Source organism: Enterobacter sp. 200527-13, assembly GCF_027924865.1.
In the GTDB taxonomy this organism is placed as follows: Bacteria; Pseudomonadota; Gammaproteobacteria; order Enterobacterales; family Enterobacteriaceae; genus Enterobacter; species Enterobacter ludwigii.
In genome coordinates this window covers 30,403-47,577 of record NZ_BSCM01000004.1, presented here as the reverse complement: position 1 = coordinate 47,577, position 17,175 = coordinate 30,403, and the positions used below count along the sequence as shown (strand labels likewise).

The 17,175-nt window shown below is 54.2% G+C and carries 15 protein-coding genes; 8 read left to right on the top strand and 7 right to left on the bottom strand.

The genetic code is table 11. From position 1 onward, the window contains the following. The first annotated feature begins 271 nt into the window (after positions 1 to 271). The 3 genes from kduI (at position 272) to QMG44_RS14925 (ending at position 3,662) form a co-directional block, all read left to right on the top strand. Positions 272 to 1,108 carry a 5-dehydro-4-deoxy-D-glucuronate isomerase gene (gene kduI / locus QMG44_RS14935; RefSeq protein WP_025203329.1) on the top strand — a complete coding sequence of 279 codons (837 nt, stop codon included), beginning with the start codon at positions 272 to 274 and terminating at the stop codon, positions 1,106 to 1,108. 63 nt (positions 1,109 to 1,171) lie between these two features. Continuing rightward, a complete protein-coding gene (kduD, locus tag QMG44_RS14930; RefSeq protein ID WP_014171473.1) occupies positions 1,172 to 1,933 on the top strand; it encodes a 2-dehydro-3-deoxy-D-gluconate 5-dehydrogenase KduD in 762 nt (253 codons plus the stop codon). A gap of 295 nt (positions 1,934 to 2,228) precedes the next feature. Then, positions 2,229 to 3,662, top strand: coding sequence for a sugar porter family MFS transporter (locus QMG44_RS14925; protein ID WP_226777985.1), 1,434 nt, complete (start codon positions 2,229 to 2,231; stop codon positions 3,660 to 3,662). Between the two features lie 38 nt (positions 3,663 to 3,700). Here the strand turns inward: QMG44_RS14925 and QMG44_RS14920 are convergent, their stop codons facing one another. The 4 genes from QMG44_RS14920 to QMG44_RS14905 are packed head-to-tail and all read right to left on the bottom strand — an operon-like array spanning position 3,701 to position 7,927. Then, positions 3,701 to 4,987, bottom strand: coding sequence for an ABC transporter substrate-binding protein (locus tag QMG44_RS14920; RefSeq protein WP_086532911.1), 1,287 nt, complete (start codon positions 4,985 to 4,987; stop codon positions 3,701 to 3,703). Positions 4,988 to 5,001: 14 nt separating this feature from the next. Further along, positions 5,002 to 6,129, bottom strand: a complete 1,128-nt coding sequence (locus QMG44_RS14915; protein WP_086532149.1) for an ABC transporter ATP-binding protein — start codon at positions 6,127 to 6,129, stop codon at positions 5,002 to 5,004. A gap of 12 nt (positions 6,130 to 6,141) precedes the next feature. Beyond that, positions 6,142 to 7,044 (bottom strand): carbohydrate ABC transporter permease, encoded by a 903-nt coding sequence (locus tag QMG44_RS14910; RefSeq protein ID WP_025203331.1) that lies wholly within the window; start codon positions 7,042 to 7,044, stop codon positions 6,142 to 6,144. Continuing rightward, complete coding sequence (locus tag QMG44_RS14905; protein WP_014171468.1) at positions 7,037 to 7,927, bottom strand: carbohydrate ABC transporter permease; 891 nt, start codon at positions 7,925 to 7,927, stop codon at positions 7,037 to 7,039. Before QMG44_RS14905 ends, QMG44_RS14910 begins: the two co-directional genes overlap by 8 nt. A 541-nt stretch (positions 7,928 to 8,468) precedes the next feature. Here QMG44_RS14905 and wzz(fepE) point away from each other — a divergent pair. After that, complete coding sequence (wzz(fepE), locus tag QMG44_RS14900; RefSeq protein WP_032670189.1) at positions 8,469 to 9,593, top strand: LPS O-antigen length regulator Wzz(fepE); 1,125 nt, start codon at positions 8,469 to 8,471, stop codon at positions 9,591 to 9,593. Positions 9,594 to 9,634: 41 nt separating this feature from the next. Here wzz(fepE) and QMG44_RS14895 read toward each other — a convergent pair whose 3' ends face one another. Continuing rightward, a complete protein-coding gene (locus QMG44_RS14895; protein WP_086532150.1) occupies positions 9,635 to 9,958 on the bottom strand; it encodes a cupin domain-containing protein in 324 nt (107 codons plus the stop codon). A 136-nt stretch (positions 9,959 to 10,094) separates the two neighbouring features. On the opposite strand from QMG44_RS14895, the gene QMG44_RS14890 reads away from it, so the two are divergent. Further along, complete coding sequence (locus tag QMG44_RS14890; protein WP_032678900.1) at positions 10,095 to 10,787, top strand: aspartate/glutamate racemase; 693 nt, start codon at positions 10,095 to 10,097, stop codon at positions 10,785 to 10,787. Here QMG44_RS14890 and QMG44_RS14885 read toward each other — a convergent pair. Next, positions 10,782 to 11,705, bottom strand: a complete 924-nt coding sequence (locus QMG44_RS14885; protein WP_086532151.1) for a LysR family transcriptional regulator — start codon at positions 11,703 to 11,705, stop codon at positions 10,782 to 10,784. The two genes, QMG44_RS14890 and QMG44_RS14885, sit on opposite strands and share 6 nt — an antisense overlap. A gap of 122 nt (positions 11,706 to 11,827) precedes the next feature. Here QMG44_RS14885 and lysA point away from each other — a divergent pair, with 122 nt between their 5' ends. Next, positions 11,828 to 13,090: a diaminopimelate decarboxylase gene (lysA, locus tag QMG44_RS14880; RefSeq protein WP_025203335.1), complete on the top strand. Its 1,263-nt coding sequence runs from the start codon at positions 11,828 to 11,830 to the stop codon at positions 13,088 to 13,090. Here the strand turns inward: lysA and QMG44_RS14875 are convergent. After that, positions 13,060 to 14,097: a LacI family DNA-binding transcriptional regulator gene (locus tag QMG44_RS14875; RefSeq protein WP_032678896.1), complete on the bottom strand. Its 1,038-nt coding sequence runs from the start codon at positions 14,095 to 14,097 to the stop codon at positions 13,060 to 13,062. The two genes, lysA and QMG44_RS14875, sit on opposite strands and share 31 nt — an antisense overlap. A 300-nt stretch (positions 14,098 to 14,397) precedes the next feature. Between QMG44_RS14875 and QMG44_RS14870 the strand changes: the two genes are divergently transcribed. Together QMG44_RS14870 and QMG44_RS14865 are read left to right on the top strand one after the other, a co-directional pair. Further along, complete coding sequence (locus QMG44_RS14870) at positions 14,398 to 15,723, top strand: PTS sugar transporter subunit IIC (protein WP_020883770.1); 1,326 nt, start codon at positions 14,398 to 14,400, stop codon at positions 15,721 to 15,723. A 7-nt stretch (positions 15,724 to 15,730) separates the two neighbouring features. Beyond that, positions 15,731 to 17,158 (top strand): glycoside hydrolase family 1 protein, encoded by a 1,428-nt coding sequence (locus tag QMG44_RS14865; RefSeq protein ID WP_086532912.1) that lies wholly within the window; start codon positions 15,731 to 15,733, stop codon positions 17,156 to 17,158. Positions 17,159 to 17,175: the final 17 nt, after the last annotated feature.

The following is a 17,175-nucleotide window of genomic DNA, read 5'->3' as shown; positions in this document are numbered from 1 at the left end:
GATTAAAAAGTGAGTATTAAATTATCAAAACAATGTTTCATTATGTGTGACTGATGGCGCACTTTGTCTGTTTCATTGGCGAGATTAATGTCTGGCTCTCTTTATCGTGATCCGAACGCCATTTCTGGTATAAACAAACAGAAAAAATGAAACGTTGTTTTAAATGTAATTGAAAACCCCCTTCTCTGGGGCTAGACTGTGCTTATCATGAAAACGGAACGTCGTTTCGTTAATTTTCTGCCTGCGGGCACGATCATTTCTGGAGGTTACGGTGGACGTCAGACAAAGCATCCACAGTGCGCACGCCAAAACGCTGGATACTCAGGGGCTGCGCAATGAGTTTTTAGTCGAGCAGGTGTTCGAGGCCGATAAGTACACCATGGTCTACAGCCATATCGACCGTATTATCGTTGGCGGGATTATGCCGGTGACGCAGACCGTCTCCGTGGGCGGAGAAGTGGGTAAACAGCTTGGTGTGAGCTATTTCCTTGAGCGTCGCGAGCTGGGCGTGATTAACATCGGTGGCCCCGGTACCATCACCGTAGACGGACAGTGCTATGAGATAGGTCATCGCGACGCGTTGTATGTCGGTAAAGGGGCGAAAGAGGTCGTGTTCGCCAGCATCGACAGCGGTAAACCGGCGAAGTTTTACTACAACTGTGCGCCCGCACATACCCCGTATCCCACCAAAAAAGTGACCCCGGCGGATGTCGCCCCGGTGACGTTGGGTGACAACCTCACCAGCAACCGTCGCACCATCAATAAATACTTTGTTCCGGATGTGCTGGAAACCTGCCAGCTCAGCATGGGGCTGACCGAGCTTGCTCCGGGCAACCTGTGGAACACCATGCCGTGCCATACCCACGAGCGCCGTATGGAAGTGTATTTCTACTTCAACATGGACGAGGACGCCTGCGTGTTCCACATGATGGGGCAACCGCAGGAAACGCGCCATATCGTGATGCATAACGAGCAGGCGGTGATTTCGCCGAGCTGGTCTATTCATTCGGGCGTAGGCACGAAAGCGTACACCTTCATCTGGGGTATGGTCGGTGAAAACCAGGTCTTTGATGACATGGACCACGTCGCGGTTAACGATCTGCGCTAGCCGCAGGCAGTTAAGCATAAACCTGCCTGTTGGTGACAGGCGCTGAAAGATTAAGGAACAAACATGATTCTGGATGCATTTTCTCTGCAGGGTAAAGTGGCTGTGGTGTCCGGTTGTGACACCGGGCTGGGTCAGGGTATGGCGTTAGGGCTGGCGGAAGCGGGCTGCGATATCGTCGGGATTAACATTGTTGAGCCTACTGAAACCATCGAGCGCGTCACCGCGCTGGGTCGTCGTTTTCTGAGCCTGACCGCCGATCTGCGTAAAATTGACGCCATCCCTGAACTGCTGGATCGCGCGGTGGCGGAATTCGGCCATATCGACATTCTGGTGAACAATGCCGGACTGATTCGCCGTGAAGACGCGATTAATTTCAGCGAGCGCGACTGGGACGACGTGATGAACCTGAACATTAAGAGCGTTTTCTTTATGTCCCAGGCGGCGGCGAAACACTTTATTGCCCAGGGGAAAGGCGGCAAGATCATTAATATCGCCTCTATGCTCTCCTTCCAGGGCGGTATCCGCGTGCCGTCTTATACCGCATCCAAGAGCGCGGTGATGGGCGTTACCCGTCTGCTGGCAAACGAGTGGGCGAAGCACAACATCAACGTCAACGCGATTGCGCCGGGGTACATGGCGACGAATAACACTCAGCAGTTGCGTGCTGACGAACAGCGTAGCGCGGAAATCCTCGACCGTATCCCGGCAGGCCGCTGGGGCCTTCCGGACGATCTCAAGGGGCCGATCGTGTTCCTGGCCTCTCCGGCATCCGATTACATCAACGGCTATACCGTGGCGGTCGATGGCGGCTGGCTGGCGCGTTAATTGCGTATTCCGTCTTAAACCTCTGCCGGTGGGTGGAGGTTTTTTTTGCCTAAAAATTGCCATTATCCATATGGCTCAAGACGAAAAATCCATACTAAAAAATCATAAATGATATGCATCACAGTTTTATTGCTTAAAAATTAAATGATTAATAAAAACTGGCGGTATTTCATCGTTAGTTGAAATTGTAATGTCCATCACAGATCGCTATGCCACAGCGAAATAATCCATATCTTCGCGAATTACGGCCTGACACTTTTCCGCGCTATCTCGTAATTTCAGTTAACGAATTTCGCTGTTCAGGCAGGAAAATATGACATCTATAAATGACTCTACCCTTATGCCCGCCGCGTTGCGTGATACCCGACGCATGAATCAGTTTGTCTCCATCGCGGCTGCAGTGGCCGGTTTACTGTTCGGTCTGGATATTGGTGTGATCGCCGGGGCGCTGCCCTTTATCACCGATCACTTTACGTTGAGTAACCGCCTGCAGGAGTGGGTGGTCAGCAGCATGATGCTGGGTGCGGCCATCGGCGCGCTGTTTAACGGCTGGCTTTCGTTCCGCCTCGGGCGCAAATACAGCCTGATGGTGGGGGCGATTCTGTTTGTCGCCGGCTCTATTGGGTCAGCATTTGCCACGAACGTGGAAATGCTGCTGCTCTCCCGCGTGCTGCTCGGCGTGGCGGTGGGGATTGCCTCTTACACTGCGCCGTTGTACCTCTCCGAAATGGCGAGCGAGAACGTGCGCGGCAAGATGATCAGTATGTACCAGTTGATGGTGACGCTGGGTATCGTGCTGGCGTTTCTGTCTGACACTTATTTCAGCTACAGCGGCAACTGGCGCGCGATGCTGGGCGTGCTGGCGCTCCCGGCGCTGGTGCTGATTGTTCTGGTGATTTTCCTGCCAAACAGTCCGCGCTGGCTGGCGCAAAAGGGCCGTCATGTGGAAGCGGAGGAGGTGCTGCGGATGCTGCGTGATACCTCAGAAAAAGCACGTGAAGAGCTGAACGAGATCCGCGAAAGCCTGAAGCTGAAGCAGGGGGGCTGGGCGCTGTTTAAGATCAACCGCAACGTACGTCGCGCGGTGTTCCTCGGCATGTTGCTGCAGGCGATGCAGCAGTTCACCGGGATGAACATCATCATGTACTACGCGCCACGTATCTTCAAAATGGCGGGGTTCACCACCACGGAACAACAAATGGTTGCCACGCTGGTGGTGGGGCTGACCTTTATGTTCGCCACCTTTATCGCGGTGTTCACCGTGGATAAAGCCGGACGTAAACCGGCACTCAAGATTGGCTTTAGCGTCATGGCGCTCGGTACGCTGATCCTTGGCTACTGCCTGATGCAGTTTGATAACGGCACGGCCTCAAGCGGTCTTTCCTGGCTCTCTGTTGGCATGACCATGATGTGTATTGCCGGATATGCGATGAGCGCTGCGCCCGTCGTGTGGATCCTGTGTTCCGAAATTCAGCCGCTCAAATGCCGTGACTTTGGCATCACCTGTTCCACGACCACCAACTGGGTGTCGAACATGATCATCGGCGCGACCTTCCTGACGCTGCTGGATTCAATTGGCGCGGCAGGAACCTTCTGGCTCTATACGGTTCTCAACGTCGCGTTTATCGGGGTCACGTTCTGGCTGATCCCTGAAACCAAAGGCGTCACGCTGGAGCATATCGAGCGCAGGCTGATGTCCGGCGAGAAGCTGCGTAATATTGGCGTGTAATCTGTTGCCGGGTGGCGAAGAGGCCACCCGGTTTTTCGTTAGCGCATCGCGCGTTTCAGAATACGTTCAGCCTGACGCTGGAAGTCAGCGGCGGTCTCTTCCACGGATTTCTGTCCATAATCGATGTACTGCAGAGAGGTGCCGAACTGGGCCACAATCTGCGGATCGTCAAAGTAAGGTGACACGGAAAGTTTGGCCGGCAGAGACTGCGCCAGACGCAGCCCCGCGACCGACGGATCGCTCTCTTTGATGGTGCCGTCTTCGGTCAGGAACTGTACCGCGGCTTTACTCAGCGGCACGCCACGCTCCAGACCCAGCGTATCCACACCCTCTTTGCTGTTCAGCAGGAAGTTAATCAGTTTCGCCGCCGCTTCCGGGTTTTTGGTGGATTTACCAATCGAGAGCATCTGCGCCGGTTTGAAGAAAAGGCCCGCATCGGTTGCGCCCGGCAGCATCGGGTAACTGCCCAGCACCAGTTTTGCCGGTGGCTTCAGGTTGTCGGAATACTTGTTGATGGTGGAGTTCCACATGTAGGTTCCCGCCCATTCTCCCTGGATCCACGGCTTCATCTCATACATGTTGCTCTTACCAAACGACGCATAGTATTTGGTGTCCGGCATGACGTGGCTATCCACCAGCATTTTGTAGGTCTGGAAGAATTCCACCCACTGCGCTTTGCTGTAGGCGAACTTCTTGGTTTTCTCGTCCACGGCAGGGATGTTGTACTTCTGAATCATGTACGAGTTCAGCAACGCCAGCGTGTCCTGATGCTCCAGCACGACCGGGTAGTACTGCTTGCCGAGTTTACTCTCGAAGGTTTTACCCGCTGCCATCAGCTCGTCCCAGGTTTTCGGGTATGCAATACCGGCTTTTTTCCAGGTCTCGTCGTTGAAGTAGAACACGCGTGCGGTGACGGAGATCGGAATGCCGTTCAGCTTGCCGTTGATGGTGGTGGACTGAAGTTCTTTGGGATCGAACTGGGTCAGGTCGATCACGTCTTTCATTTTGTTCAGGTCGTAGAACCCGTCGCCGGTTTTCGAGAAGATTGGCAGCCAGTTCCAGTTGGTCTGCATCACATCCGGCTCGGTGCCGCCCGCAATTTGAGTGGTCAGGCGGGAGAGGTGCCCATCCCAGCCGGTGTACTCTGCTTTAACGTTGATATCCGGGTTCTGCTTATGGAATTCCTCCAGCGCTTTCAACGTCACCTGATGGCGGCCATTACCGCCCCACCAGGACATGCGTAATTCGACATCTTGCGCCATCGATGGCAAAGCGGTAAGGCCCAGCGTCGCGGAGATTGCTGCGCTTAAAAGCACTTTTTTCATTTTTATAAACTCCATCAGAGAGAGAGGTTCTGTTCAGTTTTTGCGTCAAAAATATGACATTTATTCATATCAAATCTGAAATACACCTTGCGATGAAGGCCTTTATCAATCATGGGCTTAGCTTCATCGGAAGGAATTCTGGCGGTCAGTTCGTAGTCCGCAACCTTCAGATAGATGAAGAATTCGTGGCCCATGTTTTCCACGCGAACCATTTCGCCACTGCAGCCCCCGTCAACGAATGGTACGTCGGAGAGGGAAACGAATTCCGGACGTACGCCGTAGTAAATGGCCTGCCCGGCATAAGCGGAGACTTTCTCCTGCATCCCGGCGTTCAGCGGCATGGTTTCATTGCCGATGGCGATGTGCAGTTTCCCGGCGCTTTCCACCAGCAGGCTTTGACGAATGTTCATCTCCGGCGCGCCGATAAAGCCTGCCACGAACATGTTTTTCGGCTTGTGGTAGAGGTTGTCCGGGGTATCAACCTGCATGATGTGGCCGAGTTTCATCACGCAGATGCGGTCGCCCATGGTCATCGCTTCGGTCTGGTCGTGGGTGACGTAGACGGTGGTCGCCGGTTTACCGGATTTTTTCAACTGCTTGTGCAGGTCGGAAATACGAATGCGCATTGAGGCGCGTAGTTTGGCGTCGAGGTTTGACAGCGGTTCGTCGAACAGGAATACATCCGGCTTTTTCACAATCGCACGGCCTACCGCCACGCGCTGTGCCTGGCCGCCGGAAAGCTGGCGTGGCAGGCGGTCGAGTAACTCTTCCAGCTCAAGGATTTTGGCCGCTTCGTTGACCTGAGATTCAATCTGATCTTTTGGCAGTTTGCTCAGCTTCAGACCAAAGGCCAGGTTTTCGCGCACCGTCATGTGGGGATAGAGCGCGTAGTTCTGGAACACCATCGCAATCCCGCGCTCTTTTGGCGCGAGGTTGTTCACAATCTTATCGCCGATGCGGACTTCACCCCCGCTGATGGTTTCCAGGCCGGCCAGCATGCGCAGGGTGGTGGATTTGGCGCAGCCGGAGGGGCCGACGATCACCATGAACTCTCCTTCAGCGATTTTCAGGTCAATGGCATGTACCGCTTTAAAGCCGTTGGAGTAGACCTTTTCCAGTTTGTTGAAGATAACTTCAGCCATAATATTTCCCTCTTAACCTTTAATTCCGCTGCTGGTGACGCCCTGGACGAAGTAGCGCTGTGCCAGGAAGAAGACAATGATGGATGGCAGAATGGAGATGCTCGCCATTGCCAGAATTTCGTTCCACGGCGCCCCTTCGGTGACGTCGATGGACATTTTCAGCGCCAGTGCTATCGGGTATTTATCCACGCTGTAGACATAAATCAGCGGCCCGATAAAGTCGTTCATTGACCACATGAACTGGAACAGGGCGACGGAGATAATGGCCGGTTTCAGGATCGGCACCACCACGTACCACAGCACCTGAAGCGAGTTACAGCCGTCAATTTGCGCCGCCTCCTCCATGTCACGCGGCACGCCGCGCAGGAACTGGATAAGCATGAAGACGAAGAACCCCTGGGTGGCGAAGGCCAGCGGCAGGTACAGCGGCATATAGCTGTTGAGCATGCCCATTTCACGGAACATCAGGTACTGCGGGATCAGCAGCACGGTGCTGGGGAGCAGCATGGTGGTGATGAGGGTAGCGAACCAGAATTTCTTCCACGGGATTTCAAAGCGCGCAAAGCCGTACGCCACGATTGTGGAGGAGATAATGGTCAGGATCACTTTCGGGATCACATACTTAAAGGTGTTCAGCATGTAATGGCCGAAGTTGTATTCGGTACCGGTTTTCCAGCCATTCACAAAACCGTCCCAGGTCGCATGGGCAGGCCACAGGCTGAGAGTGGTGAAAATCTCGTGGTTCGGTTTGAACGACGCCGAGAACATCCACACCAGCGGATAAAGCATCAGCAGGCCGACAAACAGCAGGATCACGTAGCGCACAGCGGCGTTAATTTTCTCTCTGCGCAGCGTGCGGGCGACTTCACGCTCGGCAATCGTCCTCGCCGTGGAAAGTTGTTGGATATCAGCCATTTTTGCCTCCTTTATCGGCGGAGTAGAACACCCAATATTTCGATGACTTAAAGGCGATACCGGCAAAAATGGCCACCACCAGGAACAGGATCCACGCCAGTGCTGCGCCGTAACCCATGTCAAAGTATTTGAACGCGGTGTCGTAGATGTAGAGTGAGAACAGGTAAGTGGAATACGTTGGCCCGCCGCCGGTAATGACATACGGTCCGGTAAATTCCTGGAACGCCTGGGTGGTCTGCATAATGAAGTTGAAGAAAATCACCGGCGTGATCAGCGGCACGGTCACTTTCGTGAACATCTGCCATTTGGATGCCCCATCGATCATCGCAGCTTCATACTGCGACTGCGGTACGTTTTGCAGCGCGGCCAGGAAGATGACCATCGCGGAACCGAACTGCCAGACGCGCAGCAGGGTGACCGACATCAGGGCCAGCGAGGGCTCCCCCAGCCAGTTCACCGGGTCAAAACCAAATACGCCAATAAAGCTGTTCAGCAGACCATCAATGGCAAAGAGCGCGCGCCACAAAACAGCAATGGCTACGGAGCTGCCGAGGATCGACGGAATATAGTAGGCGGTACGGAAGAATCCAATACCGCGTAATTTAAAGTTCAGAACAAACGCAATCCCTAATGCAAAGGCGAGCTTCAGGGGAATGGTCAGAAATACATACGCAAACGTCACTCCCATTGATGTCCAGAAGAGCGTGTCTTCCGTAAACATGTAGCGATAATTTTCAATGCCGTTAAATACCGGCGGGCTCATCAGGTCGTAATCCGTAAAACTCAGGAAAAACGATGAGACGAAGGGGAAAGCCGTAAAGAGTATCAACCCAATGATGTAGGGTGATATCCACGCGAGCCCCAGCAGCTTGTTTTCATTCATACTTACCTACCTGGTAATCAATGGTTTAAAACGGAATCTGCGTCTGTAACAACCTTTCAAGGCTGTCGAAACCGAGCCTGAACGGCGATGTTCTGGGTAATACGTGTCACGGTTACTTCATTTAACTTTGTTTTATAAGACTTTTTTCGATTTCATCGTTGCGCGAAACGCCTGGGTTTCAATACGGTAGAACTCGTGTTCCTGGATAATAAAACGCCGTTTTATTTTATATTATTGCTATTTGTTTCTGCGTCATTCGCTTAATAGCGGAAATGTGATCAAAGTCGAAACGGTGTTTCAATAAGGTGATGAGGATGGCATTTTTGCGCTATTTCAGGCGTTCAAAGAAGAGAGAGGAGGGCGGGCGGAAAGAACCGGATGATTAATAAAGACAATACCGTGGAGAAACTAACTACTAATTCTGATAGCAGGTCTACAGCTGGATCATTCTTTCGTTCAGATAATTCTTACTTTCTTGTATCATCGGACCACTGTAACCGATCAGGCAGAAATGGTCTGCACCCTCAAAAGAAGAATGGCTATGTCAGCAATGGATTTCAAAAAAAATACGGATCTCGACTTCCCCCATTACGCGGCCCCGGCAGTCAGTTCCAAAGAAATTGACCTTCTGGGACTGTTAGAAGTTCTTCTGGCGGCAAAAAAACGTATCGTCGTGATTGCCTTCGCATTCGCACTGGTTGGACTGGCCATCGCGTTCTTACTGCCACAAAAATGGACCAGTAAAGCGGTGATCACACCGGCGGAACAGACGCAGTGGAACCCGCTGCGCCAGATGATGGTCGCCCTGCAGGTGCTCGACGTGGACGTGAAAATTACCCGTCCGGACGTGTTTAACCAGTTTATTAAAAAGTTCCAGTCGCAGTCGTTGCTTGAGGAGTACATGAAATCCTCACCTTACGTGATGGCACAGCTGGAAGGCACTGATGTGGATCCGCTTGAGCTGCATCGTGCGGTGGTCAATATCTCCGAAAAGATGAAAGCGGTAGATAACACCCTGGCAAAAGACGCGGATAAAGCGCCGTACGTCTCGTGGACATTGAGCTTCACCGCGCCGACGGCGGGGGATGCGCAAACGGTTCTTAAAGGTTACGTGGATTACATCTCGCAGATTGTTGAGCAGGAAACCATGGAGAATATCCGTAACCAGATCACCCTGAAAACCAAAGTGGTGGAGCAGCAGCTGGAGCTGGATCGGGTACGTCTGACGAATGTTCACAACACCAATCTGCAGCGTCTTAACTATTCTCTGGAAGTGGCCAACGCGGCGGGTATCAAAAAGCCGGTCTACAGCAACGGTCAGGCGGTTAAAGACGATCCGGATTACTCCGTCGCGCTCGGTGCCGACGGTATCGCGCAAAAACTGCAGATTGAAAAAAATCTCAAGGACATCGCTGAGCTGAACGCAGACTTCCAGAACCGGGAATACTACCTGGCGCAGCTGAAAAAGCTGTCTGTCGAAGACGTCAAACTTGAACCGTTCAAGTATCAGCTCTCTCCATCGATGCCGGTGAAAAAAGACGGTCCGGGCAAAGCCCTGATTGTGATCCTGGCGGGACTGCTGGGCGGGCTGTTTGCCTGTGGCAGCGTATTACTGCGCGAGGCCATGCTCAGCCGCAATCCTCTGGTCGAGCCTGTAACGGAATAAAAAACGCAGACGAGAAGGGCGCTGTCATCAGCGCCCTTTTTTTATTTCAAAAAATCCTCACGTACCGGCGTGAAGGTATCCAGCAGCGTGCCGGGTTTAAGACACACGCAGCCGTGCATCACATGTGGCTTTTTGTAGAGGGTATCCCCGGCCGACACCACATGTTTTTCATCTCCAATCGTGAACTCAAACTCGCCGGACAGCACATAGGTTAACTGTTCATGAGGATGGTTATGCAGTGGGCCTGTCGCGCCCTGTTCAAAATTCACCTCCACCGCCATCATTTTACCGCCATGGGCAAGAATACGGCGCGTCACGCCGTTCCCCAGATCGTCAAGCGTGGTCTCGTTGTGGAAAATAAACATATCGTCACCCCAGAATGCATTAAAACAATGTTTCATTTAATTTATATCACCAGGGGTTAAAAAGAAACGACGTGACAAAGAACTGGAAACACGATCACAAGTTTGCTTCACTGGGATAAACACATAAGGAGGGATGATGAAAACGATCGGCCTGTTAGGGGGGATGAGCTGGGAATCGACAATCCCCTATTACCGCCTGATTAATGAAGGGGTGAAGCAACGTCTGGGGGGCCTGCATTCTGCCAGTCTGCTGCTGCACAGCGTAGATTTCCATGAAATCGAAGCCTGCCAGTCGAGCGGTGAATGGGATAAAGCCGGGGAAATACTGGCCGAGGCCGCGCTGGGGCTGGAGCGTGCGGGAGCAGAGGGGATTTTGCTCTGTACCAACACCATGCATAAAGTCGCGTCCCATATCGAAGCGCGCTGTTCGCTGCCCTTCCTGCACATTGCTGATGCAACCGGGCGGGCTATCACCGCAACCGGATTACGTCGTGTGGCGCTGCTGGGAACGCGCTACACCATGGAGCAGGATTTTTACCGCGGTCGGTTGAGCAGCCAGTTTGGCATTGAAAGCCTGATCCCGGATGAGGCAGACCGGGCCCGCATCAACCAGATTATCTTTGATGAACTCTGCCTCGGCACCTTTAGCGAATCATCCCGGGCATATTACGTCAGCGTGATTGAAAAACTCGCGCAGCAGGGGGCGGAAGGGGTGATCTTCGGCTGTACGGAAATCGGTTTACTGGTGCCGGTTGAGCAAAGCCCGATTCCGGTCTTCGATACCGCCGCGATTCATGCCGCCGATGCCGTGGAATTTATGCTGTCATAAACTTTGCCGATCGGATAAACGAAGCGCCACCTGACGGGCATGGGCTATCAGGTGCTCCGTAAACGCCTCCACCAGTGCTGAGACCGGGCGATGGAGGGGGCGGATCAGGCTCACGGTGAACGGGACTGACAGGCTAAATGGGCGGATGACAATATCGCGTCCGGCGTAATCCAGCGCCGTCAGTGGATTCACCACCGAAACGCCCACCCCGGCGCGCACCATGGCGCAAATGGAGGCCGCACTGTGGGTCTCGACCACCATCCTGCGCTTCACCTGATGCTCGGCAAACAGTGAATCCAGCAGCTGCCGGTAGCTGTCGGTTTGTGACAGGCTAATGTAGTTTTCACCGTGAAAATCCGCTGGCGTCAGAATCTGCCTGCGGGCAAGCGGGTGCCCGGCTGGCAGCACGCACACCTCATCTAAAGAGAGCAGTTCCGTGCGTTCCGTTCCCGCGGGCGTAGAGAGGGTTTCGGTCAGGCCTAAATCATGGCGCTGTGCGGAGAGCCACTCCTCGAGCAGCGGTGACTCCTGCGGAACAATCGTGAGATTCACCTCCGGATATCGGGCCAGAAAAGGCTGGAGCAGCGTCGGCAAAAAAGACTGTGAAAAGACGGGCAGGCAGACAATCGATAGCTCGCCCTGCCGAAACTCGCGCAGGCTTTCCGCTGCACTGACAATGCGGTCCAGCCCGTACCATGAGCGCTGCACTTCCTCGAACAGGCGCAGCCCCTGTACCGTTGGGTGAAGCCTGCCCCGTGTGCGTTCGAACAGCTTCAGTCCCAGCACTTTCTCGAATCGCGCCAGCTCGCGGCTGACCGTTGGCTGCGAGGTATGGAGCATCTGCGCAGCCTCGGTGAGGTTGCCCGTGGTCATCACGGCGTGAAAAATCTCGATATGGCGTAAATTGACGGCGGGCATAGGTCACCTGAATACAAAGAACTGTCCATATCATTTTTGCATAGACTCGCGATAAAACGATATTTTTTATTCTCTTCCTGCTGTGGCGTAATCATAAAAAAATGTCACCCCGGAGAAAGACCATGCCACGCCCGCTTAACCAGACTGATACCGATTTGAATGCCGAAAACCTGCTACGCCTGCCTGCCGAGTTTGGCTGTCCGGTGTGGGTCTACGACGCGCAGATTGTTCGCGAGAAGATTGCTGCCCTGCATCAGTTTGACGTGGTGCGTTTTGCCCAGAAGGCGTGCTCCAATATCCACATTCTGCGTCTGATGCGTGAGCAGGGTGTGAAGGTCGACTCCGTCTCCCTGGGGGAGATTGAGCGCGCGCTGGCGGCCGGGTTTGATCCGAAAGCCGATCCTGACGCGATTGTGTTTACCGCCGATGTGATCGACGACGCCACGCTTGCTCGCGTCCATGAGCTACAGGTGCCGGTAAACGCCGGGTCCGTGGATATGCTGGAACAGCTTGGGCAAGTTTCTCCGGGCCACCGCGTCTGGCTGCGCGTGAACCCTGGCTTTGGTCACGGTCATAGCCAAAAAACCAATACCGGCGGCGAAAACAGCAAGCACGGTATCTGGTATGCCGATATGCCCGCTGCCCTGGACGTACTGCAGCGTTACAATCTGAAGCTGGTGGGCATTCATATGCACATCGGCTCCGGCGTGGATTACGCGCACCTTGAGCAGGTTTGTGGCGCAATGGTACGCCAGGTGATCGAGTTTGGTCAGGATCTGGAGGCGATCTCCGCCGGGGGCGGTCTTTCCATTCCCTACCGTGAAGGGGAAGAGGCGATCGACACCGATCACTATTACGGCCTGTGGAGCGCCGCGCGTGACCAGGTCGCCGCGCATCTTGGTCATGCCGTGAAGCTGGAAATTGAGCCGGGTCGTTTCCTGGTGGCTGAATCCGGGGTGCTGGTGGCGCAGGTTCGCAGCGTGAAAGAGATGGGCTCGCGCCACTTTGTGCTGATTGACGCTGGCTTTAACGATCTGATGCGCCCGTCAATGTACGGCAGCTATCACCACATTTCGGCTCTGGCTGCCGATGGCCGCGATCTAACTCACGCGCCGCGTATCGAGACGGTTGTCGCGGGCCCGCTGTGTGAGTCTGGTGATGTCTTTACCCAGCAGGAAGGGGGGAAAGTGGAAACCCGCGCGCTGCCGGAAGTTAAACCAGGCGACTATCTGGTGCTGCACGATACCGGTGCCTACGGGGCGTCAATGTCCTCAAACTACAACAGCCGCCCGCTGCTGCCAGAAGTGTTGTTTGATAACGGCAAGGCGCGGCTGATCCGCCGCCGCCAGACCATTCAGGAACTGCTGGCGCTGGAACTCGTCTGAGTGAAGTACGGCCCCGTCGTGACCGAGTCGCGTAATACCAGCGTACCGGTGAACGGCGGGATCGCGTCGACCGGTTGGTTTTTTGCCAGCCGGATCGCCTGATCGATAGCCGTAACGATCATATTGTCGATGGGCAGGTAAACCGACGAGAGCGCTGGCTCCAGCCATTTCGCGCATGGGGCATCGTCAAAGCCAAACAGGGAAATATCCTGTGGGATCCGCAGCCCCGCCTGGTGTAGCGCCTTGGACGCACCCAGCGCCATATCATCGTTACAGGCAAACAGAGCGCTAAACGCTATACCGTCGGCAATCAGCTCTTTGCAGAGCTCATATCCTCGCGTCATTCCCGCATCGCCATACTTAATCCGCCGCTCGTCCAGACGAATGCCGTGCTTTTCCAGCGCCTTACGGTAGCCCATTAGCCTCGCTTTCCCGGTTGGCGTGTGGATCGGGACGGTGATACAGGCGATCTCCCGGTGGCCCTGGTTGATCAGGTAATCCACGGCCTTAAAGGCGGCATCCTGCTGTTCGAAGAACACGCAGCGATCGGGCGCCTGGCTGACTTCACGGTTGATGACCACCAGCGGGGTTTGCACCGAATGGATCAGCTTCATGATCGCTTTTTCGCTCATGTAGCGGGTGTAAAGCACGATGGCATCGCATTTGCGATCGGCCAGCATTTGTACCGCCTGCTCTTCCTGCTCCGGGGCGTCGTGACCATCCGTGACGATCAGCTGTTTGCCGTGGGTTTCCGTCTGCCGGGAGGCCTGCTGAAGAAGACGACCAAAGTAAAAACCATCAAAGGTAGAGACCACCAGACCAATGCTGTTGCTGGTCTGGTTCGCCAGCGAACGCGCGAGAAAATTTGGGCGGTAGCCCAGCTCTTCCATCGCATTAAACACCTGCTGACGCGTACTCTCTTTAACCTGACCTGTGCCGTTCAGCACGCGCGATACCGTGGCTTTCGACACGCCCGCGCGCAATGAGACATCCAGCATTGTTGCCATTAGACATTCCTGATTCCACGTAACGATCTGCAGTTTAACACAGACCATCCGGTGCATAAGCGATGCGGAAAGGGCAAAACTTCCAGCACGATCACGCTTTTAGGTAACGATCGGTCAGTTCGAAATACCGGCTTTTAAGTGGTATGCCAAAATCGATATAAACCGCATTTTGGAATACCTGTTACGTCGTTGAGAGCTTAATCACAGAACAAAACCCGACATGTAGCTATTTTTGGTATGCCAATAGTATCCGGCTGTACACCTTATCCAATAAAAGCCCTTTTACTGAGGTATTACCCTATGGCATTACAGGAAAAACTGATCGACGCTCTGGGCAGTTTTGCCACAAAATTCAACAGTTATCGCTATATCATGGCGATCAAGTCTGCCTTTATTACCTTAATGCCGGTCATCATCGTTGGGGCATTCTCTGTCTTGATCTCCAATATGGTACTGGATCCGAAAAATGGCCTGGCGAGCTTCCAGTCCCTCTCTTTTCTCGCCACGCTAAAACCCATCACCAGCGCGCTCAATTACGCTACCCTGAATTTCCTTAACATTGGCGCGGTATTCTTAATCGGTATCGAACTGGGCCGCATCAACGGGATCAAATCCTTATTCCCTGGCCTGCTGGCGGTGATCTGCTTTATCTGCGTGACGCCGACAACCGTTGAGATGCTGGTGGATGGTGAAATGCACGTGGTGAAAGACGTGCTGCTGCGTCAGTTCTCTGATACCCGCAGCCTGTTCCTCGGTATGTTTATCGCGATTCTGTCGGTAGAAATTTACTGCTGGCTGGAAAACCGCAAGGGGCTGAAGATCAGGATGCCGGACACCGTACCGCCAAACGTGGCGGCATCGTTCTCCGCGCTGATCCCGGCGATCATCACCACTACCGCAATTGCCACATTGGGTTTCGTCTTCCATCAACTCACCGGCATGTATCTCTATGACGCGGTCTATCAGGTGGTGCAACAGCCGCTGGAGCGCGTGGTGCAAAGCCTGCCGGGCATTCTGCTGCTGATGTTTGTCGCACAGCTTTTCTGGGTGATTGGTATTCACGGCAACCAGATGATCAAGCCGATCCGCGAGCCGCTGCTGTTAGGCGCCATCACCGTTAATATGAGCGCCTTTGAGCAGGGCAAAGAGGTGCCGAATATCATCACCATGCCGTTCTGGGATGTGTACATGAGCATCGGCGGGTCGGGGCTGACCATCGGCCTGCTGATCGCGGTCATGATTGCCACCAAACGCAAAGAGATGAAAGAGATCGCCAAGCTTTCCATTGGTCCGGGGCTCTTTAACATCAACGAGCCGGTGATCTTCGGCATGCCAATCATGCTTAACCCGATCCTCGCCATTCCTTTCATTATCACGCCGCTGGTGACCGGCTCTATCGGTTACTTTGCCACCGTAACCGGCTTTGCCGGTAAAGCCGTGGTGATGGTGCCGTGGACCACGCCGCCGCTGATCAACGCCTGGCTCTCCACCGCCGGATCGATGGGGGCGGTCATCACTCAGCTTATCTGCATTGTGACTGCCGTCATTATCTACCTGCCGTTTGTGAAGATTGCTTCACGACGTGCCGAACAGGCCGCGCTGCAACAGGCGACCGACAATGCATGAGGATGTGATGACGACAAAACAGATAACCATTCCGCAGGATTTCATTCTGGGCGCGGCCGCGTCAGCCTGGCAAACCGAAGGCTGGAGCGGCAAAAAGGCGGGGCAGGATTCGTGGATCGATCTCTGGTACAAAAACGATCGCCACGTCTGGCACAACGGCTATGGCCCGGCGGTGGCGACCGACTTTATCAACCGCTTTCGCGAGGATGTGGCGCTGATGAAGCAGGCGGGGCTGACGCACTACCGAACCTCGATTAACTGGTCACGTTTTTTAACCGACTATGAAAAAGTGACGGTGGACGAGGAGTACGCTGCCTATTACGACGGGTTGTTCGATGAGATGCACCGTCAGGGTATTGAGCCGATGATCTGCCTCGAGCATTACGAGCTGCCGGGCGTGCTGCTTGACACTTACGGCGGCTGGGCTTCCAAGCAGGTTGTCGACCTGTTTGCCCGCTATGCGGAAAAAGTCTTTGAACGCTACCACGGTAAAGTCACCCGCTGGTTTACCTTCAATGAACCGATCGTGGTACAGACCCGCGTTTATCTCGATGCGCTGCGCTGGCCCTACGAGCAGAATACCGGTAAATGGATGCAGTGGAACCACCATAAGGTTCTGGCGACGGCAAAGGTTGTGCAGCTGTTTCGCGCCAAAGGGTACCCTGGCTCGGTTGGCTGTATTCTCAACCCCGAAGTCACCTATCCTCGATCGTGCGCGCCGCACGATGTTAACGCCGCAGAGAAGTACGATCTGTTCTATAACCGCGTATTTCTCGATCCGCTGGTGCACGGGCGCTACCCGCCAGAACTGTTTACGCTGCTGGAACAGCATCTGGTGGCGTGGGACTACACCGCAGAAGAGCTGGAATTGATTGCGCAGAACACCGTCGATGAGCTGGGGATAAACCTCTATTACCCGCATCGGGTGAAAGCGCCGTCTCGTGCCTGGCACCCGGAGACACCGTTCCACCCGGCGTACTACTACGAACCGTTCGAACTGCCTGGACGGCGAATGAATAAATCCCGCGGCTGGGAAATCTACCCCCGCATTATCTACGATATGGCGATGCGGATAAAAAATGACTACCGCAACATCGACTGGTTCGTGGCGGAGAGCGGGATGGGCGTGGAGAACGAAGCGCAGTTTCGCAACAGTGACGGGGTCATTGACGACGAGTACCGCATTGCGTTCATTCGCGAGCACCTCTATTACACGCTGCTGGCGCGGGAGGAGGGGGCAAACTGTCATGGCTATATGCTGTGGGCCTTCACGGACAACGTATCGCCGATGAACGCCTTCAAAAACCGCTACGGGCTGATTGAGATCGATCTCGATAACAATCGCGCCAGGCGGGCGAAAAGGTCGGCGAGCTGGTTCCGGCAGCTGCGCGATGCGCGCGTGCTCACGCTCCCGGTCGATGATGAATGGAAGTAAGCGAAAACCATGCTGGC